General features: G+C 46.9%; 19 protein-coding genes. 9 read left to right on the top strand and 10 right to left on the bottom strand.

Annotated elements, in window-relative coordinates:
* Nucleotides 1-7: 7 nt before the first annotated feature.
* The 3 genes from AC4OGX_RS04100 to AC4OGX_RS04090 are packed head-to-tail and all read left to right on the top strand — an operon-like array spanning nucleotide 8 to nucleotide 4,518.
* A complete protein-coding gene (locus tag AC4OGX_RS04100) occupies nucleotides 8-1,153 on the top strand; it encodes a hypothetical protein (protein ID WP_493328643.1) in 1,146 nt (381 codons plus the stop codon).
* A complete protein-coding gene (locus tag AC4OGX_RS04095) occupies nucleotides 1,146-2,609 on the top strand; it encodes a glycosyltransferase family 2 protein (RefSeq protein WP_493328642.1) in 1,464 nt (487 codons plus the stop codon). Before AC4OGX_RS04100 ends, AC4OGX_RS04095 begins: the two co-directional genes overlap by 8 nt.
* Complete coding sequence (locus tag AC4OGX_RS04090; RefSeq protein WP_493328641.1) at nucleotides 2,599-4,518, top strand: EAL domain-containing protein; 1,920 nt, start codon at nucleotides 2,599-2,601, stop codon at nucleotides 4,516-4,518. The genes AC4OGX_RS04095 and AC4OGX_RS04090 overlap by 11 nt, the downstream gene beginning before the upstream one ends.
* Nucleotides 4,519-4,612: 94 nt before the next feature.
* On the opposite strand, the gene AC4OGX_RS04085 is transcribed toward AC4OGX_RS04090, so the two are convergent.
* The 9 genes from AC4OGX_RS04085 to AC4OGX_RS04045 form a co-directional block, all read right to left on the bottom strand.
* Nucleotides 4,613-5,239 carry a V-type ATP synthase subunit D gene (locus AC4OGX_RS04085; protein ID WP_493328639.1) on the bottom strand — a complete coding sequence of 209 codons (627 nt, stop codon included), beginning with the start codon at nucleotides 5,237-5,239 and terminating at the stop codon, nucleotides 4,613-4,615.
* 71 nt (nucleotides 5,240-5,310) lie between these two features.
* Entirely contained in the window at nucleotides 5,311-6,696 is a 1,386-nt protein-coding gene (locus tag AC4OGX_RS04080) for a V-type ATP synthase subunit B (protein ID WP_493328637.1), read from the bottom strand.
* 14 nt (nucleotides 6,697-6,710) lie between these two features.
* Nucleotides 6,711-8,477, bottom strand: a complete 1,767-nt coding sequence (locus AC4OGX_RS04075) for a V-type ATP synthase subunit A (protein ID WP_493328636.1) — start codon at nucleotides 8,475-8,477, stop codon at nucleotides 6,711-6,713.
* Nucleotides 8,470-9,057, bottom strand: coding sequence for a V-type ATP synthase subunit E (locus AC4OGX_RS04070; protein ID WP_493328635.1), 588 nt, complete (start codon nucleotides 9,055-9,057; stop codon nucleotides 8,470-8,472). The genes AC4OGX_RS04075 and AC4OGX_RS04070 overlap by 8 nt, the downstream gene beginning before the upstream one ends.
* A gap of 17 nt (nucleotides 9,058-9,074) precedes the next feature.
* Nucleotides 9,075-9,383 carry a V-type ATP synthase subunit F gene (locus AC4OGX_RS04065; RefSeq protein WP_493328634.1) on the bottom strand — a complete coding sequence of 103 codons (309 nt, stop codon included), beginning with the start codon at nucleotides 9,381-9,383 and terminating at the stop codon, nucleotides 9,075-9,077.
* A 1-nt stretch (nucleotide 9,384) separates the two neighbouring features.
* Nucleotides 9,385-9,816, bottom strand: coding sequence for an ATP synthase subunit C (locus AC4OGX_RS04060; RefSeq protein ID WP_493328633.1), 432 nt, complete (start codon nucleotides 9,814-9,816; stop codon nucleotides 9,385-9,387).
* Between the two features lie 14 nt (nucleotides 9,817-9,830).
* On the bottom strand, nucleotides 9,831-11,777 hold the full coding sequence (locus AC4OGX_RS04055) for a V-type ATP synthase subunit I (protein WP_493328632.1): 1,947 nt from the start codon (nucleotides 11,775-11,777) through the stop codon (nucleotides 9,831-9,833).
* Nucleotides 11,774-12,820: a V0D/AC39 family V-type ATPase subunit gene (locus tag AC4OGX_RS04050; RefSeq protein WP_493328631.1), complete on the bottom strand. Its 1,047-nt coding sequence runs from the start codon at nucleotides 12,818-12,820 to the stop codon at nucleotides 11,774-11,776. The genes AC4OGX_RS04055 and AC4OGX_RS04050 overlap by 4 nt, the downstream gene beginning before the upstream one ends.
* A gap of 3 nt (nucleotides 12,821-12,823) precedes the next feature.
* Nucleotides 12,824-13,135 (bottom strand): hypothetical protein, encoded by a 312-nt coding sequence (locus AC4OGX_RS04045; protein ID WP_493328630.1) that lies wholly within the window; start codon nucleotides 13,133-13,135, stop codon nucleotides 12,824-12,826.
* Nucleotides 13,136-13,409: 274 nt separating this feature from the next.
* Here AC4OGX_RS04045 and trmB point away from each other — a divergent pair, with 274 nt between their 5' ends.
* From trmB to AC4OGX_RS04030, 3 genes are all read left to right on the top strand, one after another.
* Nucleotides 13,410-14,060, top strand: coding sequence for a tRNA (guanosine(46)-N7)-methyltransferase TrmB (gene trmB / locus AC4OGX_RS04040; RefSeq protein WP_493328628.1), 651 nt, complete (start codon nucleotides 13,410-13,412; stop codon nucleotides 14,058-14,060).
* A gap of 149 nt (nucleotides 14,061-14,209) precedes the next feature.
* Nucleotides 14,210-14,347 (top strand): hypothetical protein, encoded by a 138-nt coding sequence (locus tag AC4OGX_RS04035; RefSeq protein WP_493328627.1) that lies wholly within the window; start codon nucleotides 14,210-14,212, stop codon nucleotides 14,345-14,347.
* A gap of 39 nt (nucleotides 14,348-14,386) precedes the next feature.
* Nucleotides 14,387-14,698, top strand: a complete 312-nt coding sequence (locus AC4OGX_RS04030) for a thioredoxin family protein (protein WP_493328626.1) — start codon at nucleotides 14,387-14,389, stop codon at nucleotides 14,696-14,698.
* A 136-nt stretch (nucleotides 14,699-14,834) separates the two neighbouring features.
* On the opposite strand, the gene AC4OGX_RS04025 is transcribed toward AC4OGX_RS04030, so the two are convergent.
* The gene (locus tag AC4OGX_RS04025; RefSeq protein WP_493328625.1) at nucleotides 14,835-15,557 is read right to left on the bottom strand and encodes an L-2-amino-thiazoline-4-carboxylic acid hydrolase; all 723 of its coding nucleotides are present in this window, start codon (nucleotides 15,555-15,557) and stop codon (nucleotides 14,835-14,837) included.
* Between the two features lie 233 nt (nucleotides 15,558-15,790).
* Between AC4OGX_RS04025 and AC4OGX_RS04020 the strand changes: the two genes are divergently transcribed.
* From AC4OGX_RS04020 to AC4OGX_RS04010, 3 genes are all read left to right on the top strand, one after another.
* The gene (locus tag AC4OGX_RS04020) at nucleotides 15,791-17,539 is read left to right on the top strand and encodes a sensor histidine kinase (protein ID WP_493328623.1); all 1,749 of its coding nucleotides are present in this window, start codon (nucleotides 15,791-15,793) and stop codon (nucleotides 17,537-17,539) included.
* 89 nt (nucleotides 17,540-17,628) lie between these two features.
* A complete protein-coding gene (locus AC4OGX_RS04015; protein ID WP_493328622.1) occupies nucleotides 17,629-19,071 on the top strand; it encodes a response regulator in 1,443 nt (480 codons plus the stop codon).
* A gap of 134 nt (nucleotides 19,072-19,205) precedes the next feature.
* Nucleotides 19,206-20,276, top strand: a complete 1,071-nt coding sequence (locus AC4OGX_RS04010) for an ABC transporter substrate-binding protein (RefSeq protein ID WP_493328621.1) — start codon at nucleotides 19,206-19,208, stop codon at nucleotides 20,274-20,276.
* The last annotated feature ends 13 nt before the right edge of the window (nucleotides 20,277-20,289 follow it).

Below are 20,289 nucleotides of genomic sequence, written 5' to 3'. Positions count from 1 at the left end.
GAGGGTTATGCATATACTAGGGATAAAACCGGAAATGATCCTGTATTTTTATATGGCAGGCTGCATAGCTGTCCTTATCTATAATATTGGTTATATTTTCTGGGACAGACGCAAAGGGAAGAAGCTCGAAAGGCGAAGCCTTGGCATGGTTGATACGATCCTGGAGCAGATACTTGGGCTGACTGCGTCCGGGACGCTTAAGGAGGAGCAGCTTTTGGGATTGAAGAGAAATCTGAGGAAGCTGGAGAAGCTCAGGGCTTTCGAACATTCGATGGAGGAAGTAGAAAAGCAGACAGCTTCTGAGGAATATGCCCGGTATCTTACAGCGCTTAGAAGTGTGTTTTTAGACCTGGCGTTTTATTACAGCAGGAGAGATCTGATCGAGAAGGCCTATTTTGCCAGCCTGGTCAGGAAATTCAGGATCGACAGGGGGCATAAGACTTATGACGGTCTGATGGATTTCTTAGTTACCCTGGTCATAGGACCGGATGTATATGCCAGAGAGAATGCGCTGGGTGCCTTATATTCCATCGGGAATCAGGAGGCAGTCCTGGCTGCATGGCAGAAAATGGAGGACAATGGGATCATCCACAGTGTAAAGCTGCTGGCAGACGGGCTTTTGAGCTTTTGCGGCGACAAGCATGAGCTGGCAGTGCTTTTGTATGCCCACCGGGAAGGGTTCGGTGAGCATCTGAATCTTCCGGTAATGCAGTTTATCCGTTTTTCAGATGACGGGTTTAAAAAGGAGTTCCTTGGATTATTGGAAAAGGAAACGGAGGATAAAGAGCTGCGGTTAGAGGCCATCCGATATTTTCGAAGATATCCGTACAGACCTGCCGGGGATGTGCTTATGAATTTCCTTAGGTATCAGGAGTTTATAGACTGGGAATATGCAGCTATGGCAGCCGCAGCCCTGTCCTCCTATCCCGGAGAAGAAACGCAGGAGTGTTTAAAGCAGGGCTTAGGCGCAGCGAACTGGTATGTCCGTTTTAACTGTGCACAGTCGTTGATCTATGGGCTTAAAGTGCCCCAGGTGAAGCTCTATGATGTCTATAACGGGCATGACAGATATGCAAGGGAGATTTTAAGGTATGTCTCAGAATTACAGGAGATAGAAGATCAGCAGATAGATTTGGAGGAGATACATGTTTGATTTTGTGAAAACATTTTACAGTATAGTCGGTGTCTTTTTCGTACTGTATCTGATGGGATATTCGACGTTCCTTATGGCCTCTGTTATTCTGGGTGCGCTGGAATTATACCGGGATCATAAAAAGCGGCGCTATCACAATGAGATAGAGCATGAGTATTATGTGCCTGTCTCTATCGTGGTCCCGGCTTACAATGAGGAGATCACGGTGGTGGATACGGTAAAGTCTCTTCTGATGATGGACTACCGGCTGTATGAGATCGTTGTGGTGGATGACGGGTCAAAGGATCAGACGACTCAGGTTTTACTGGATGCATTCGGACTTAAGAAGGTGAGCCGTCCCATCAACCGGCAGATCCGCTGTAAAAAGGAGATCAATGTATATGAGGGGAAGATCAATCATATTTCTGTCACTCTGGTGCAAAAGGAGAACGGAGGGAAGGCGGATGCCCTGAATATGGGGATCAATGCGTCCAGGTATCCATATTTTATCTGTATGGATGCGGATAGCGTGCTGCAGAGAGATTCCCTGAAAAATATCGTAAAACCGGTGCTGGAGGATGACAGCGCAGCGGCTGTGGGTGGCCTGGTGAGAATTTCCAACTGTGCCGTTCTCAAAGAAGGGGAGCTGGTGGATTATCATATGCCCTGGAATCCGATCGTGGGAATGCAGATACTGGAATACGACCGTTCCTTTATGGCATCCCGTATCCTGCTGGATAAGTTCAACGGGAATCTGATCATTTCAGGGGCATTTGGACTGTTCCAAAAGAGTGCGGTCACAGATGTGGGTGGCTATGATTCTACAACTATGGGCGAGGATATGGAGCTGGTAGTTAAGCTGCATGCGTTCTGCCGGATCAACCAGCTTCCGTATTCGATCAAGTACGCACCGGATGCGATCTGCTGGAGCCAGTGTCCCACAACGATACGGGACTTAAAAAAACAACGGCGCAGATGGTACCTGGAGCTGTACCAGAGTTTGAAAAAGCATCGGAGGATGTTCTTTTCACCGGAGTTTGGGGCGGTGGGATATGTGTCTTATCTTTACTATCTTTTATATGAACTCTTGTCCCCTTTTATAGAGCTGTTTGGAATTGTGACCATGATCATGGCCTATTTAGTGGACCTGATCAATGTGCCTTTTATGATTACGTTTTTTGTCATCTATGCTTTATATGGGGCGGTCCTGACCATTACAGCTTTCTTTTCCAGGATCTATACGCAGAATATAAAGCTGTCGTTTATGGATGTAGTAAAGTCGGTCTATCTGTGCCTGGCAGAGAGTGTGTTTTTCCGTTTTATCCAGGCATTTACAAGGATGACAGCATTTTTCGGATATAAGAAAAAGAAGAATGTATGGGGGCAGATCAAGCGCCAGAAAATGAATATGGGAGAAGGAGCGGCTTCTCCGAAGGCAGACGGGGAGAAAAAGGAGCGGGTGGCTGATGCGAAATAGAGAGGTGTATCAAAGAAAAAGACATAAGAGCGCTGCAGGGAAAGCAGCAGTTTTTATTGCGGCAGTGCTTCTTGGTGTATTAGGCGCAGTGGGATCTTATGACGTCCGGGCAGCAGGGGATGAGATCTATGCCGCCGGGGCGCCGGATAGGTGGCCGCTGGAATATTATGAGGATCAGGAATATCAGGGGATCCTGCCCGGGCTTCTCAAGGAGGCGGCACAGGATGCAGGGATCAGCGTTCGTTATGCAGTTCCTTCTAAGGAGGATAACAGGTTAAAGCTGGCAGAGAAGGGGCAGGTGGATCTTGTCTGGACATATGGCCTGTCAGAGGAAGAAATGGACCAGGCCGGACTGACCCCGGGGGATCCGGTGCTGATCTTTACAGAGGACGGGAAAAAACAGGAAGTCCGCCCTGCTTACAGTCAAAGTATGCCCCAGGAGTCAAAGGAGCTTCTTGAGGCTCAATTTAGCAGGCTGAGCCGGGAGGAAATAGAGACCCGGTACTTTGAGTATGCTAAGAAAGGGCATGAGAAGGGCTCCTTATCTTATCTGTACCTTTATGTGATCCCAGCCTGTCTGGCCGCTGCGGTTTTGGTGCTGTTGTGTATGCCTTTTATCCTGGGAAAGAGAAAACGGCGGATTCAGGCTCTTGCGTCTTTGGATGAGGTGACCCAAAAGGGGAATTTTGCGGTCTGGAAAAGGAGATACTTGGAATGTATAAGGGATGGGAACCGAGAACACTATGCGGTTTTATATCTACATACAGGAGTAGACATTGTCTCACAGATCTACGGATATCAAGAGGGGGAGGAAGCACTCCGCCTGATCAGTAATGTCTGTATGGAAGGATTGGATGAAAGTACAGAGGCGGCAGCCAGATTTAATGAGTTTAGCTTTGTATTCTTTGTGCAGTATACTTCTGTTGAGGCTTTGAAGCAAAGAGTTTCGGATATGGAAGAATCCCTGGAAGGGGCTTTTAGACAGGCAGAAAAAAGGTATTTCCTGGAGCTGAATGCAGGGATCTACCGATTGACGGGGGCGGATAGTGAGCCGTTAAAAACACTTCAGTACAGTGAGGTGGCCATGCGTTATGCGAGAAATCACTATCTGCAGTATGCACTCTACGATGAATTTGTGGAGCGGGAGACGATCTCGGGATATGCGATCGGACACGAGGCAGTGCATGGATTGATGCATCAGGAGTTTATTATGTACCTGCAGCCCATCATTGACCTGGAAACGGGGCACATCTGTGGTGCAGAGGCATTGGCACGCTGGGAGAATCCGCACAGAGGTCTTTTGGGGCCTGAGAAATTCCTAAAGATCATGAAGAAAAAGCAGCTGGCAGGCAGGATGAATATGGAGATCTACCGCCAGGGCTTACGTTTTCTGCAGGATATGAAGTGCCGGGGAGTTTCCCTGAATCTGATCTTCAACTTTACGGTGGAAAATGTGGGGGATGAGAATTTTACTGAGCAGCTCTACGGGATGGCACAGCAATATGAAGTTGATCCCCGGCAGATCATCGTACAGCTGAATCAGATGGTGGAGATTACACGGTCAGAAATCTACATGAAGACCATCCGGCAGCTGCGGGCGTACGGGTTTGACGTCTGTCTGGCAGGTCTGGAGTTAGACAGGGTATTTTTGGACTATCTGGACTGCGGGGCAAACGGGTTAAAGCTGCGTCAGGATCTGGTGCGCCAGATCGAGACACCTAAGGGGTATAAAGTGATCGAAAATCTGGTCAGGCTCTGTCAGGAGCTGGAGCTTAAGGTGCTTCCTGTGGGAGTGGAGAATGAAAGGCAGGAGGAGCTCTTGAAGGGGCTTGGATGTGAGATGGCCAGCGGGTTCTATTATTACTATCCGGTGGAGCAGAGAAATTTTCGGGAGATCATCGGAAAATAGAGAATCAGAAACGTATACAAAAACGCAGCCGGTTTCGACTGCGTTTTTTGTAATTCATGACAATAGAAAGTTCGCGCAAGCGTGCTTTCTATTGTTAAGCGCCCTTCTTCTGCTTCATCCGTTTGATCACCTTTAGACGTGTGAACTCTTCACGTTCTTTCTCTTCCAGAGCGTTGGTGATATTATACACAAGCTGTGTATACATCGGGATCGTAATATTCTGCAGAGCGTTCGCCCGCTTTTGTGTTTTCTTGATATTGGATGCCAGACGGTAGGCAGCATTTTCCACCATGGAGAGCTTAACCGTCAGATCTTTCACCTTACGGAATGCCTCTGTAGCAATATCGATGGACTCTCTTGTCGTACTAAAAGAGTAGGTCGGAGTCTTACTTCCCGGGGTGTACTTGACATGGGGGATCTCCGTGCCCATGATGCTTCGGGTCTGGATGGTGATGGAGTTCTCGATCGGCACCGTATAGGCAAGCTGCGAGACGATGTTGATACCATGCTCGATGTTGGCACGCTGCAGACATTGATATGCATAGGTGAACGTGCTGTCGATCTCGTCCTGGATATCACGGGCCTCGTCGATCAGATCCATCAGTTCCCGGATCAGGATATTACGTTTTTTGTCCATCAGGTCGTATCCCTGCTTTGCCAGGGCAAGAGAGTTCTTGGCAAGCATCAGGTTTCCTTTGGTAGGGAAGGTACGCGGATCCATGCAACTCCTCCTTTATAGTTAATTAGTCTGAATATTCTGAATACGGAGAGCAAAAGGGTCTGACCCCTTTGCTATTCCACAACCGCCGGCCTATAATACTTATCCAGTATCTTCGTATCCACACGGTCGAGTTCTTCCTTCGGCAGCAGGCCTAACAGCTCCCATCCGAGGTCGAGAGTGTCTTCCATGCTGCGGTTTTCATTCGGTCCCTGGCCGATGTATCTTTCCTCAAAAGCCTTACCAAATTGGAGATACTTTTTATCGATCGGTGACAATTCGTCCTCACCGATAACGGAGGCTAAGTTTCTGGCATCGCCTACCTTGGCATAGGCGGAGAAAAGCTGGTTCGCCAGGTCCTGGTGGTCTTCTCTTGTATATCCGGCTCCGATACCATCCTTCATCAGACGGGACAGGGACGGGAGGATATTGATCGGCGGATAGATGGACTGTCCGTGGAGCTCTCTCTCCAGTACGATCTGCCCTTCCGTGATATATCCGGTCAGGTCAGGGATCGGGTGCGTGATATCATCGTTTGGCATGGTCAGGATCGGAAGCTGGGTCACAGAACCGTTGATTCCCTGGACGATACCGGCACGTTCATATATGGTGGCAAGTTCACTGTACAAATATCCAGGGAAGCCTTTACGGCTGGGGATCTCTCCTTTTGAGGAGGAGACCTCACGCATGGCCTCCGCAAAGGAGGTCATATCGGTCAAAATAACCAGGATATGCATGTTCTGCTCAAAAGCCAGGTATTCTGCCACAGTCAGGGCAACCTTTGGTGTGATCAGACGCTCTACGACCGGGTCATTTGCCAGGTTTAGGAACATGGCAACGTGGTCAGCCACACCGCTTTCCTCAAAGGTGCGGCGGAAGAAGTCTGCAACGTCGTGCTTGACGCCCATGGCGGCAAATACGATGGCGAACTGTTCATCGGAGTTTTCTCCCAGTGATGCCTGCTTTACGATCTGTGCGGCAAGCTGGTCATGCGGAAGTCCGTTCCCGGAAAAGATGGGCAGTTTCTGGCCGCGGATCAGTGTGGTCAGGCCGTCGATCGCGGAGATCCCGGTGTGGATATAGTTTCTTGGATATTCCCTCATCACCGGGTTCAGCGGCAGTCCGTTCACATCCCGCTTCAATGTGGATGTGATCGGTCCCAGATCGTCGATGGGCTGGCCGATCCCGTTGAAGGTACGTCCCAGCATCTCAGGTGAGAGTGCGATCTCCATCGGATGTCCGGTGAGCCGGGTATGTGTATTCTTAAGGGACATATTCTCTGAGCCCTCGAAGACCTGGATGACTGCCCTGTCCTCGTAGATCTCTACGATACGTCCTATTTTGCGTTCTGTACCATCGATGACAAATTCTACGATCTCATCGAAAAAGGCGTCCTGAACCCCCTCTAATGCGATCAGAGGGCCATTGATACTACTAAGTCCTAAATATTCAATTGACATGAGCGATCTCCCCCTTATGCATTCTTCTCGAGCACACGCTGATAAAAGGCATCGATATCGCGTCTGTATTGTGCAAACATTTCCAGTCTGTCGTTGGGCACATCATATTTGATGGCAATGATCTTGTCAAAAATGTTTTCGGATTTCAGTACGGACATCGGGTGCCCCATGGTAACGAGCGCACGGGATTGTTTATAAAGATACAAAATAATATCCATCATTAGGAATTGTTTTTCCATGGATACGCAGGTATCGTCTTTATGGAATGCGTTCTGCTGCAAAAATCCAAGCCGGATGACACGTGCGATCTCAAGCACCAGCTTCTGGTCATCGGGAAGCACGTCGCTTCCGATCAGCTTTACGATCTCCAGGAGACTGCTTTCCTGGTTTAAAAGCGCCATCAGCCGGTTGCGGTAATCAACAAACTTCGGAGACACATGGTCCTGATACCAGGGCGCCAGGTCACCTAAGTACTCACTATAGCTGGTCAGCCAGTGGATCGCCGGGAAATGTCTTGCATAGGCAAGGCTCTTATCCAGACCCCAGAAGCAGCGTACGAAACGTTTGGTATTCTGGGTAACAGGCTCGGAAAAGTCACCGCCCTGCGGGGAGACCGCACCGATGATCGTAACAGAGCCGTCAGTTCCGTTTAGATTGTGCATCATGCCTGCTCTCTCGTAGAATGCAGAAAGCCGGGATGCCAGATAAGCCGGGAAACCTTCCTCGGCAGGCATCTCCTCCAGACGTCCTGATAACTCACGTAAGGCTTCAGCCCAGCGCGAGGTGGAGTCTGCCATGATGGCCACATCATATCCCATGTCCCGGTAATATTCTGCCAGGGTCAGACCTGTATAGATACTGGCTTCACGGGCAGCAACAGGCATGTTGGAGGTATTGGCGATCAGGGTGGTCCGGTCCATCAGTGGATTGCCGGTACGAGGGTCAGTCAGCTCTCCGAACTCTTCGAGAACCTGTGTCATCTCGTTCCCACGTTCTCCACAGCCAATATAAATAATGATATCTGCATCAGACCACTTTGCGATCTGGTGCTGCGTCATAGTCTTGCCGGTTCCAAAACCTCCGGGAACTGCGGCTGTACCGCCTTTTGCGATGGGGAACATGGTATCGATGATACGCTGTCCCGTTACCAGCGGCGTGGAAGCCGGGAAACGGTGGTGGGTCGGACGTGCCACACGGATCGGCCAGTGCTGTGTCATAGTCAGTTTTTTTAAAGTGCCGTCGGACAATTCCAGCGTGATCAAATGGTCGTCAATGGTATATTCTCCGTCCACCGCGGTGTCCACGACGGTTCCTTCCAGATCAGGAGGCACCATGCATTTGTGTGTAATGGCATGAGTCTCAGGAACCTCTGCGATGATCTCTCCGCCATGCAGATAGTCTCCCTTTGAGACAACGATATGTGTCTTCCATTTCTTTGAGTGGTCCAGAGAATCTACACTGACACCACGGGTAATAAATGCGCCGCCTGATTCCGCGATCTTTTCCAGGGGGCGCTCGATTCCATCAAAAATATTATTCAGGATTCCGGGGGCCAGAGTGACAGACACTGCATTTCCGGTCGCCACGACCTCTTCGCCGGGGCGTAATCCTGTGGTCTCCTCATAGACCTGAACTGTAGTCAGGTCTTTATCCAGTGCGATGACCTCACCCACCAGCTTTTCTTTGCCGACATAGACCATCTCAGACATACGGAAACCAGTGTTGCCCTTCAAGTAGATGACGGGACCGTTGATTCCGTAAATAGTACCAGTATTAAGCAATTCCGTCACCTCCTAAAAAGATAAACTTATCATATTCATTGCGCAGTGATGTTTTAAAAGAATTATCTATTAAAATGTTGCGGCTTCGGATGACTGCGCGGATTCCGCCCACAAAATTCTCGGCACTGACCGTAAGCCTCACACCGCAGGCGTCCTCTAATTCGGAGCGGCGCAGGTCATCAGAAGGATTGATGTAGATGACCATAGGGTCTCCGGCGGCAAATGAGATCGCCTTCTTGATACACTTGACCAGATAATCTTCATAAGCCTCTGTCTTCATAAATTCCTTGACCAGATCATAGGCTTCCTCGAAGATCTTATCCTTCAATTCCAACTGGATCTTGCCCTGGCGGCGTTTTAATTCCAGCTGTGACTTGGCCATTGCCTGGTTTAACTGCTGTTTGGCGCTGACTGTCTCAGCCTTGATACGGGTCTCAGACTGGCGGAGCGCCTCTTCTTTATGGTCTTGTAATACTTTTTCCAACGCTTCACGGTAGTTGTCAATGATGGCGTTGCCTTCAGTCCTCGCCTCTTCCATGGAGGTTGTCTGTAAGTGTGCGATTTTTTCTTCCAGAGTCAAGAGGGGTACCTCCTTTTTTATAGTTTCAGTCCAATTGCTTCTGTAATATAAGATGTGATAAAGTCCTTTTTACGTCCGGTTCCGTGCCTGTCAGGAATCTCAACCAGAAGAGGCATCTTCCTCTCCAGACGGAATTCATCGATGATGTCGGGGAATTCACGTCCCAGCTTCTCAGTCAGGAGGACGATGCCTACGGTTTTGTCCTGCAGGACGTTCTGAAGGGCCTCATGGAGCTCATCACGTTCATGGACCACAACGCCGTCTACGCCTGCAAGACGCATTCCTGTATAGGTATCAACATTATCACTGATCAGATACATCTTCATCTTACAGTTTACCTAAGATCATGAAGGAGATGATCAGACCATACAGGCAGACACCTTCTGCAAGACCTACGAAGATCAGGGATTTACCAAGCACACTGGAGTCCTCACTGATAGCACCGAGGGCTGCGCTTGCTGCACTTGCCACGGCAATACCACCGCCGATACAGGATAAACCGGTAACCAGAGCGGCTGCGATATAGCCAAGTCCTGTTGCTGTAGAAGCGGCAGCAGCTGCTGCGTCGGCTGCCTCTACTTTGCCGCCGAGCATCATGATCGATGCAATGGCGAACGCACCGAAGAAAAAGAATGCATTCACGCCGATGGTCTTTTTATAGCGCTTCTTGTTCTTTTCCCCGATCAGGTAATATCCGAATGGAATGATGATGCTTAAGATTAAAGCTGCGATAAGAATGATTTTTGTTGCTAAAGTCATAGTTGAGGTCCTCCCTACTTTTTCTTAGTTTTTTTCGATTTTTTTGAATATGGATCAAAAGCTCTTCCGCTTCCTTTATAAAAACGACTGAACATTTCATAATATTCCAGACGAAGTACCTGAATACCAACGATCAGTCCTTCGAAACCGCATACAAATAAGTTTCCGAGTACGATAACTACCCAGTTCGGTGAGCCGCTTTCCGCGCCTGCAAGGATCAGGACGACTTCCATGATCGCCGCATGGCTGACTGCAAATGCACCGATACGCACGAAGGAAAGTGTGTTGGAGAAGTAACTCAGCAGTGTCTCGAACAGTTCGAAAAAGCCCTGTACGAGGAACATTCCTGCCCCCTCCTCCATAGTGTCCGCACGTTTTTGAAGCTTTCTTGTAATAGGTTCCTTGAATAAGATTAACAAAAGTGGAATGCCAAACATCACAGCCATGACGATCCCGCCCGGTGTCTTATGCCCTGTCATAAACAGTACGATAGTTACAACGACAGAAGCGTAAAATACAAATCCGGCAGCACCGTTTGCATCGAACCAGATATTCTCCATATCGTGGCTTCGTACCGCGTTGACGATATGGAGGATCATTGCGATCAGGATCACTCCCATACCAAATGCGACAGCAACAATAAACACCGTGTTCAGCTTTCCGATGAACGGCAGCGTGGTCATATGGTTGATAGGCCTTAACCATAACGGTTTGATGATATCTTCAAATCCGAAGATACTGCCGAACATGAATCCAAAAATCGTGGAGAAGATACCCGCGGTGGCAATAATTCCTGCCAGAGGTGCCTTCTTAAAGTAGTAGATCAGGCCGCCCCCGATCAAAAGCAGAAGCCCCTGTCCCACATCTCCGAACATGACACCGAAAATAAACGAGTAGGTCAGCCCTACAAACACAGTGGGGTCAAATTCATCATGGGAAGGGAGGCCATACATCTGGATGAACATCTCGAAGGGCTTGAATATCTTCGGGTTCTCCAGCTTGGTCGGCGGTTCGCCAAAATAAGTATCATGGTCGTCTTCGACAACGACAAAGACCTTGTCATCGTCCTTGATCTCATTGATAAACTTCTCAATATCGTCCTCGGCCATCCAGCCGCAGAGGATGTAGTAATCTTCCTTTTTATCCTCCATGCGGGCCGCCATCTTGCGGACATCAAAGTTATTTGCCAGTTCTTCCAGCCGGTTCTTTGCCGCGATCAGCTGCGGGGCGCGCCCGGCGAGCATCTCGCCTGCCTCTTTATCCAGGTTCTCGATCTCCTGGTTCGCGTTATAGATCTCCTTTACGATCTTGCGGTACTCCGCTTCAGGAGTCCCCCGGAATTCTGACGGAAGTTCGATCTTTTCAAAATGCAGAGACCGGAAAACGGCATCTACCTTCTGAGCCTCACCAGGGGAAACAAAATAAGCTCCGTAGACAAAGCTGTCATCCCGTTCACCTTCCACAAAAATGGCCCCCAGATCATCCATCAGGTATTTCTCCATCTTGTGGTAGAATTCAACGGCGATCCTTCCGAACCGGTAAGTAATATACTTGTACTGTAAGATCCTGCTCAATTCACAGTCCAGAGGACGGAAGGGGGCGATGATCTGCTGTTTCTTATGCAGCTCGTCGATCTTCCTTTTTAACTTATCCTTCTTGTCCTGCAGCTCCATGTAGTCCTGGTTGGCTTTGCGGACGACTTCGAACATGTCATCCAGGCCCAGGGAATTATCTGGCTCCACTTCATCGGCATTCTGCAGATATCCCACAAATTGTATCGCCTTATTCAGTGCATCGCGGTAAGGGTTGATCTCCACAAAAGGCCTTAAGTTATCCACTGTCTTTAACTCTGATAGGGCAGATTCAAGCTGAATCTCATATCGCGACAGGTAGAGGTCCGTAACGCGGTCAATGTCATTGCGGGGGCCGGAGATGTTGATAAATTTCATTTTCACTATCATTGCGTTCTACCTCCAACGTACGCTAACGTCTCGCCGGGTGTAAGGCCGTAGCGGATACATTCCATAGCGGTCGTCAGCTTTTTAAGCTCTTCTTCCTTTAAAAATAAAAACGTATTGATCGTGGCGATGGAGTAAGGATTGCGTCTCCTGTCCACGGTATAGAGATGATAAAGGCATTCTGCGTACATCTGCTCGATCGTAAGCTTCTGGGCAAAATCATAGTGCCGCGAATAGGAGGTCTTCCTCATGGCCGCGTAAAACTCTTCTTTATTAGAAGATTCAACCAGCTCCTTGATCAGCTCCATAGAAACCTTGTAATGGATCGGAACAAGCAGCGAATAAATATCCGCAGGCGCCATCTCATAATATCTCTTGGCCCGGTAGATCCACTGGAGGTTCAGCAGGTCGATCTTGGAACCGCAGTCCCGGGTGAAGATCTCCAGTTCCTTCTTCTTTAATACCTTTTTCCTTTCCTTCCACAGAGAAGAAAAGTAATACAGATCCAATGTCAGGTCATAGTCAAATAAAGTGACTGACTGACTGTCACGCAGCTTCTTAAGAGGCTCGTAATACTCCGTGCCTTTCAAGTTCTCAACCAGCTCATCTGTCGTCCTTGAGGTGATCAGCTTCTCGATGGAGATCTGGGAATACCGGTCAAAAAACGGCTTTTTATAGTTGAGATCAAAGGGCTCGGCATAATGATTGATCACGATACGGAAACAATAGTTAATCAGATCAATCTCATAACGTTTGATATATAAGTGCAGGAATTTGCGCTGCTCCAGACTGCAGAAACGGTAGATCTTCGTGTAGTCCTGATAGAGCGACTGGATCAAAACCTTCTCTATGTCGCCGCGGTGAAGCCTGGTCTCGTCGATCTCATCCAGTACATCTGCATAGGCAGAGTTCTCCATCAGATAAGAAACGACTTCCGGTACATTGTGGAGATTGGCGATCTCTTCGAATTGTTCCGGCTTCAAAAGCTTGGCCTCCATAGCACGGATCTTGGTCACGATCCCGCTGTAAACAAGTAGATTCCCCATAAACTATACCTCTGTGATCCGTTTTAAAATATCCTGCGCATATTGGGTATGCTTCTCTTCATACTCTTTTTGCAGTGCCTTGATAGAGTCGCTGTTGGCCCCGGTCTGGCTGTCCAAAAGCCTGGTGGTGCTGCTCTCCAGCTCATCGCGGATCTTTTTGATGCGGTCCTGGGTCTTTTCCTCCAGGTCTTCATCGAACCTGCGTCGGGCTTCATCGTATTCCTTATCCAGAACCGATTTTTGAGCTTCAGCGTGTTCTACGATGGCGGCAGCGGCAGATTCTATTTCTGATAATTTCTTTACAATAGAGTCCATTTTTTGCCTCCTGTGATTCGTTGATAGTAGTTGTATCTATAATACACCTTTTCGCGAAAAAAGCAAGTTACAGAGGTGACATTGAGCCGGTATGACTTGAATAGTTACAACTTTTATTTGATGTTTTATGCCTCTGTATGATATGATATTCCGTAGAAAAATTTGAGTTTTCTACAGCAAGTGGATTGATTTTTTGCTGTACTGTATTATACTTACCATAAATAGAAATAAAACACACAAATTGGGGAAGTAAAATAAAAAGGAGTTATAAAGTATGAGATTGAGAAATATTCCACGTGCAGAGGGCACGATCCAGTCACACAAGACCGTGATCAAACGTCCGGAAGCACAGAAAGGCTGCTGGAGCCAGGTGTTTGGCAATAAAAACCCGATCCATATCGAGATCGGTATGGGAAAGGGGCAGTTTCTTCTGAATATGGCAGCGAAACACCCGGAGATTAATTTCGTCGGTATCGAGCGTTATACCAGTGTCCTGCTTCGTGCAGTAGAAAAATTTGACACAGAAGAGTTTCAGATGTTGGAAAATGTTCGTTTTGTCTGTATGGATGCGAGGGATATCGAGGACGTATTTGCGCAGAATGAGGTAGGGAAGATCTATCTGAATTTCTCAGATCCGTGGCCCAAGGCACGCCATGCAAAAAGACGGCTGACCTCTGCGGAGTTCCTGGCGCGGTATGAGAAGGTACTCGTACCCGGAGGAAGGGTGGAATTTAAGACGGATAATACCGAGCTGTTCAACTTTTCATTGGAACAGGTAAGAGAGTCAGGATGGCTTTTGGAGCATTATACATATGACCTTCATCACCATGAGATCATGAACGAGGGCAATGTGATGACAGAGTATGAGGAAAAATTTTCGGCAAAAGGAAACCCGATCAATAAGCTGATCGCAGTAAGAAAGTAAGGGACATCAAAGATGTGAATGGAGTAACGTAAGGCGGGAAAGGCCGGCGTTCCCATTCACATTTTTTTTCTCTTTTCATATGATAAGTGTGAGGAGATCTATTTCTCAATAGGAAGCTCTTTTATTACGATGTGGGCAGGAGGCAGGATATGAAAGGCAGAGGATGGAAGGATTATGTTTGCCACAGGATGTATTGCAGGCCGGATCTGAACCGGAAGCTGATGTGCCTGAAGCGTTCGTTCGATGAGGTATGTGAATTTTTAAATAACGGGAACTGCCGTGGGTAATAGGATGAAAGAATGGAAAGAGAAAAGTAGGTGTCTGCTATGAAGATCAGAGTAACACAAGAGAATTATCCGCAGGAGGTATTAAGTTCTAAACTTCCTGTCTTAGTGGAGTTTTTTGCCGCATGGTGTGCAAAGTGTGCCATGATGGCAGATATCGTGGATGAACTTGCAGATAAGTACGATGGCCGGGTCAAGGTGTGCCAGATCGATATTGATGAAAGCGAAGATCTTGCCGCAGAGTTTGAAATAGAGATCGTACCTACCTTTGTACTGTTTCGGGCGGGTGAACCCGTGTCGGCGGCTGACGGAGTGCTCGATAAATGGGTGCTGGCGGAGATGATGGAAGCTTAAAAAACATAAATACCAAATATAGAGGCGGCGGTATTCTCAATGTTCTGAGTGATACCGCCGTTTTTGTGATATAGGAAACTACGCTCCTTATATCGCAAAAAAATATAAGCGGGATACGCAGCTTCTGCTTTTTAATTTATAGAGAAACGGGAAAAGCTTTCCCCTCATATGCCCCCTCAAGAATATCAAGATATTCCCGGCCGAAAAGGTCAACGTAATCCCTGACAGCATCCTTTACAGCATTTTTTCCGTCTTCCCCAAGTTCCTCTACTAAAGTGCTGCCAAGCGTATATAAAATGTGTGCGGTATGAAAGGTAAAGTTCTTTACGCAGGACAGACCGAGCTCTTCTCTTTTCTCTGCCAGAAGACGGGTATCCTCCTGGGTCAGCGGATACTCCCAGTCAAATTCGCAGCGCTCTCCTCCCCAGCTTAACGGGTCTGTCAGGAGTGTGCAGGTCAGATCAGAACGAAATCCCTGATAAACGGCTTTGTCTACATTCACACAGTAATATTTCCCATATTCTAATAAACCATGTTTTTTCCAGGCATCACACCAGGCGCATTTGGAAACATAGGTCTGGAATGTGGGCTCGGTGCGAAGAGTCCCGGCATCTATCTGTCCAGGATAGTCCGGCACCCATTCTCCGTAGGCCTGGCTGGTCATCGTATTTAAAGGGTCGTTGTGTGCAAGTGCATTCTGTGCCATGCGCCTTCCGCGTTCATTGCCGTACGTTGTCATACCTGCCAGGATGGCATCCCGGCCTTTGTCTCCATTTTGTAAAACAGCATGCTTGGCGAGAAGAGCAAAAAGGGTGGCGTGGTGCTCGATCGTGCATGAGATAGGGGATGTAGTAGTCATGTGGGCCTCCTTAGTGGCTGAAACAGCCTTGAATTTCATAAAAAGTTGATTTCTATGGTGTGAATTATGATTAAGAAAAGTATAGCACGGGGAGATATGAGGGTGCAACAGACTGGAGGGATGAAGGCAGAAAAGATATAAGTTTACTTTTTTTACTATTAAGTTTCAGTTGCTTATTTTTGATTTACATTTAAAATAAAAATTAGAAGCTAAACAGCTGATTGGAGAGATGTATGATGAGAAAAAGACATGCCCCTTTAAAGTTAAAGACGATCCTGATTATTTTAACAGCAAGTATTATTATCTGCACACTGGGAATCAGCGGGATCATTTCATTTCAGATGTTCGAAAAATTGATCGTACAGAAGATTTCTAATTCCCGGGTAGATGTATTAAGCCAGATATCTGAGAAGGTCTCTACGATCAAATCGAATGCCCAGATGTTGTCCAACCTGTATTTTTATAATGAAAATCTTACAGATCTATATCATGAAGGCAGTTATACAAAAGCGGAGAAGGAGCAGATACAGGAGAATTTTAAGAGTATAGAAAATATGACAGGGATGACCCAGGCAGCCACAGGACTTGAGTTCTACTACACATTTCTGATGGAAAACGGATATACCTACAGCTCGGATCCAAACACCCGGATGCAGTCATTGGCTGATTACAGGAATAAGCTGTGGTTTTTAGATGTCATGAAGGAAAAAGAGAAATGGATCTCAACATATGACGACATAAGGGGGAAAAGCGTTATTTCAATTGCGCGGACCATGTCAGATCAGGATGGGAATTTTATTGGCCTGTTCTTATTTAATATTTATGAGCATAATTTCAGCCAGGTGTTCGAATCGCTGTCGGATCAGAATGATATTTATATCGTTGACAGCGATGGAAATATCGTATCCCACAGAAATAAGGAGCTGATCGGTATCCGTTTTTATGATATGGATGTGATGAACCAGATGTTTCAGCATCAGAATTACAACATCATCGAGAAAAGTCAGAAGCAATATCTGTTTTCTGTATTTAAGAATCAGGAATTAAACTGGATGCTGGTGGAGGAGATCCCTCTGGAGCTGCTTTTGGGGGAGGTACAGACCATACGCAGACGGATGGTATTGATCGGATTGGCAATCTTTGCAGTCAGCATGCTGATCTGCCTGTACATATCACAGAGGACGGCAAGACCTCTTAGGGAATTAGTACACGAGCTGGAAAAGGTGGGAAGGTCAGAGAAAAATGAGCAGAAGTTTGAAGTATCAGGATGGCGTGAGATCAATACGATCTGCGAGGAATGTAATTATATGAATCAGAGAATCCGAAGCCTCGTGACCGCGATCAAGGACTCAGAAAAGAAGAAGCGGGCCGCGGAGATGGGCTTCATGCAGTCCCAGATGAGTCCCCACTTTTTATATAATACCCTGTTTTCTATCCGATGCCTGGTGGACATGGGAGAGAAAGAGGGGGCCATCGGAATCATTGATGCATTCACCTCTATTTTGAAATACATCTTGTCTTATAAGAGTGAGTTTGTGGATGTGTCACAGGAAATTAAGTTTTTGGAGGACTATTCTGTGCTGCAGAAGTATCGGTACGGGGAACAATTTTCCCTGCAGATACAGTGCCCGCCTGAATTATATCAAAAAAAGGTACTGCGGATGATTTTGGAACCGCTTGTGGAGAATTCATTGTTCCATGGTTTGGATGACGAAGTGGATTCCATCCATGTCACGGTAAGCTTTCAGATCGAAGAGAATGATATGGTCATTACAGTTACAGATGACGGCGTGGGATTTACGGATGAGAATTTTATGAAGCTGAGCAGGAGGATCCGCTCAGGGGAGCAGTCTAATATGATCGGCATGAATAATATCAGGGAGCGTCTCAAAATGACCTTTGGGAAGAAGTATGGTCTGAGCATTGATACAAATTACAATGATGGTGCCAGGATTTTTGTGAAAATGCCAGTCATAGATTAATCCCATGGAGCAGGCAGCTCATGAAAGAAGCAGTGAGATGGATTTAGAATATCCGTTTTGACTTATGGCGGTATGGAAAGGATGAGATTATGAAGATACTAATTGTGGATGATGAACTTCCGATTCGTGAATGGCTGAAAATGTCCATGGTGAATCTGGAGGGTGAGGAAAGCGAGGTAAATACGGCCTCGAATGGGAAAGAGGCATGGGAACAATTTGGCAGGTGGCTGCCGGACATGGTGATCACAGATATTAAGATGCCCAAAATGGGAGGACTTGAATTATTGCAGCGGATAAAAACAGCGCATCCGGATACCTATGTGGTTATGCTGACCTCGTATAGTGAATTTGAATATGCACGGGAGGCAATCAAATATCAGGCAAATGAATATGTACTGAAAAATGAGATCACGGCTGATATTTTAAAGCAGATCCTGCACAATTACAGGGAGAATAGGAAGGAAAGGGGGGAGCCAAGGAAAACGCAGTATATAAAGTCTTGGATCGAAGACCCCGGGAAAACGGAGGCTTTTCCGATCGGATCAAAGGAAGGTGCTCATATTTTTGCTATTGCATATGAAGAGAAAGAGCCGCTAAATGAAGTGTTTGACAGTTATCTGAACACTTTTGTTCTGCAGATAGAACATGCCTGTTATGAGAAGGATATTTCCGTCTGGGTGTGCAGTTATAAAGACCGCCATTCAGCGGGAGCGTGCTTTGGAGAGGCAATGTCATTCTGTCAGGACATCGCGGTTTTGAAGGATACTGCCATCGGTTTTTCCGGATTTGGCACGAATGTGATTGAGGCATGCAGACGGGCCAGAATGGCGTTAAACCTTAAATTTTATGAGCCGCATCAGAATATTCTTATGTACAGGGAGGAAACTGGCAGCATAGAGAAGATAAAGGGGATCCGAAAAAGCATCGTTTCTATGGTCCATAAAGAGCGCCAGGAGGAAGCCCGGGAGTATATCATAGACCTGTTTCGGGTATTGGAAAAGGAACAGATTCTGGATCTGGTGGAGGTGAAGGAGCTTTTCGGGGATATCGTAGATGCATATAAGGTGTCTAAGATGGAATTTGCAGGCCATGAACTGGAGGAGCTGTGCAGCCAGGTAAAAGACAGTATTTCAGATGCAGAGAGTTTAGAGGAGCTTAAGACGAGGATAGATACATTTCTTAAGGAGCTTAAGGGGACAATGGTCATAGGTGAAAAAGCCTACTCTGGTTATGTGAAATCAGCGATCGCCTATGTTGTGAACAATTATGACTCCATAGGCTCCTTAACAGAGGTAGCAGATTACGTTAATATTAACACAGAATATTTCTGCCGGCTGTTCAAGGCAGAAACCGGGGTAACCTTTAACAGTTATTTGACAAACTACAGGATACAAAAGGCTGTGGAGCTGCTTTCAAAAACGGAGCTTAAGGTGTATGAAGTGGCTGAAAGAGTTGGGTATTCTAATCTGTCCTATTTTTCCAGAGTGTTCAAAAAGGTGACCGGAGTAAACCCATTCTTTTATAAAAATTGACAAAATATCAATATTGTGCAAAAAATTCTGATAAGCTGCAGCAGGGATGTCAGAAAAGTACAATTTACTAACAGTTTTGTGCATTTGTTTTTCTAAAGGATCTAGTAAGATATGATTAGAGGCAGGGAGAGAAGATGAAGAAAAAAGTACTGTTAATAGGTATCGTTATCCTGATGATCGGTGTATCTGCGTGCAGCAGTGCCACGCATACAGACAAGGGCAGGCAGAAGGGCGGCAGAAGTAAACAGACTCTGACACCGCTTCGGGTAGCAGTACAGCCGTATTATATCAGTTCTCCGATCGGATATATTATGGAACAGGGGCTGGATGAGGAATTCGGGTTGAAATTGATCCCTGTTAAGTACCCGTCCGGTGCGGAGCAGATCATGGACATTGAGAAGGATCAGTATGATGTGGCTACTTCGGGTGCGGCATTTCTATATTCTCTCGTGGAAAATAAGGGTGTTGTTATTGGAGAGCATATCTGTTCTACAGGCGGAGATGCAGTTTATGTAAGAAATGACAGCAGCATATTAGATATAAAGGGATTTAATCCCACATATCCCGAGGTGTACGGTGATTTAGAAACTGTGCGCGGGAGAAGGATTCTGATGAAGGTAAATACGACCCAGCAGTATCTCGGAATGAAATGGCTGGAATCAGTCGGTGTGAAAAAAAGCTTGGTGAAGCTGTCTTATGGCACATTTGAGGGGAATTATGAAAGCTTTTTGGAAGGAGAGGGTGATGCTATTGTACTCAGTGCCCCTTATTCTTACCGGGCTGAGAGGGAAGGCCTTAAAAAGACAGCAGATGCAGAGTCGCTTCATACAGAGATTTATGAGGTGATCCTGGCTACAAAAGAGGCTCATAAAGAAAAAAGGGAGATTCTTGTCCGTTTTATGGAATGCCTTTTATATGCAAATGAAATACTGGAATCCGATCAGGATGAGAAGCTAAAAGCAGCCGGGGACTGGTACAAAGGACAGGGACAGGAGGTTTCCGGCGCTGATCTGAAAGCAGAGTGCGCAGATAAGCTTCTGGTCACACGGCAAAACTACGATATTGATAAATTCGGGGATTTTGAATTAAAGTATGCCGAATATATGGCGGCGATCGGGAATATCCCTCCCATCGGGCTTTCAAATGTGGAGGATAATGTTGACAGGGAGTTATTTCAGGAGGCTTTTGAGGGGCGGAAGAATTAAACAAGAATGGTCT

This window comes from Faecalicatena sp. (assembly GCF_058819085.1).
The sequence above is the reverse complement of the archived record's forward strand: the minus strand, read 5'-3'. Positions and strand labels throughout refer to the sequence as shown.

Coding starts and splice junctions, on each gene's coding strand:
- AC4OGX_RS04100 (WP_493328643.1), top strand. CDS start 8: ATGCATATACTAGGGATAAAACCGGAAATGATCCTGTATTTTTATATG.
- AC4OGX_RS04095 (WP_493328642.1), top strand. CDS start 1,146: ATGTTTGATTTTGTGAAAACATTTTACAGTATAGTCGGTGTCTTTTTC.
- AC4OGX_RS04090 (WP_493328641.1), top strand. CDS start 2,599: ATGCGAAATAGAGAGGTGTATCAAAGAAAAAGACATAAGAGCGCTGCA.
- AC4OGX_RS04085 (WP_493328639.1), bottom strand. CDS start 5,239: ATGGATCCGCGTACCTTCCCTACCAAAGGAAACCTGATGCTTGCCAAG.
- AC4OGX_RS04080 (WP_493328637.1), bottom strand. CDS start 6,696: ATGTCAATTGAATATTTAGGACTTAGTAGTATCAATGGCCCTCTGATC.
- AC4OGX_RS04065 (WP_493328634.1), bottom strand. CDS start 9,383: ATGAAGATGTATCTGATCAGTGATAATGTTGATACCTATACAGGAATG.
- AC4OGX_RS04060 (WP_493328633.1), bottom strand. CDS start 9,816: ATGACTTTAGCAACAAAAATCATTCTTATCGCAGCTTTAATCTTAAGC.
- AC4OGX_RS04055 (WP_493328632.1), bottom strand. CDS start 11,777: ATGATAGTGAAAATGAAATTTATCAACATCTCCGGCCCCCGCAATGAC.
- AC4OGX_RS04050 (WP_493328631.1), bottom strand. CDS start 12,820: ATGGGGAATCTACTTGTTTACAGCGGGATCGTGACCAAGATCCGTGCT.
- AC4OGX_RS04045 (WP_493328630.1), bottom strand. CDS start 13,135: ATGGACTCTATTGTAAAGAAATTATCAGAAATAGAATCTGCCGCTGCC.
- trmB (WP_493328628.1), top strand. CDS start 13,410: ATGAGATTGAGAAATATTCCACGTGCAGAGGGCACGATCCAGTCACAC.
- AC4OGX_RS04035 (WP_493328627.1), top strand. CDS start 14,210: ATGAAAGGCAGAGGATGGAAGGATTATGTTTGCCACAGGATGTATTGC.
- AC4OGX_RS04030 (WP_493328626.1), top strand. CDS start 14,387: ATGAAGATCAGAGTAACACAAGAGAATTATCCGCAGGAGGTATTAAGT.
- AC4OGX_RS04025 (WP_493328625.1), bottom strand. CDS start 15,557: ATGACTACTACATCCCCTATCTCATGCACGATCGAGCACCACGCCACC.
- AC4OGX_RS04020 (WP_493328623.1), top strand. CDS start 15,791: ATGATGAGAAAAAGACATGCCCCTTTAAAGTTAAAGACGATCCTGATT.
- AC4OGX_RS04015 (WP_493328622.1), top strand. CDS start 17,629: ATGAAGATACTAATTGTGGATGATGAACTTCCGATTCGTGAATGGCTG.
- AC4OGX_RS04010 (WP_493328621.1), top strand. CDS start 19,206: ATGAAGAAAAAAGTACTGTTAATAGGTATCGTTATCCTGATGATCGGT.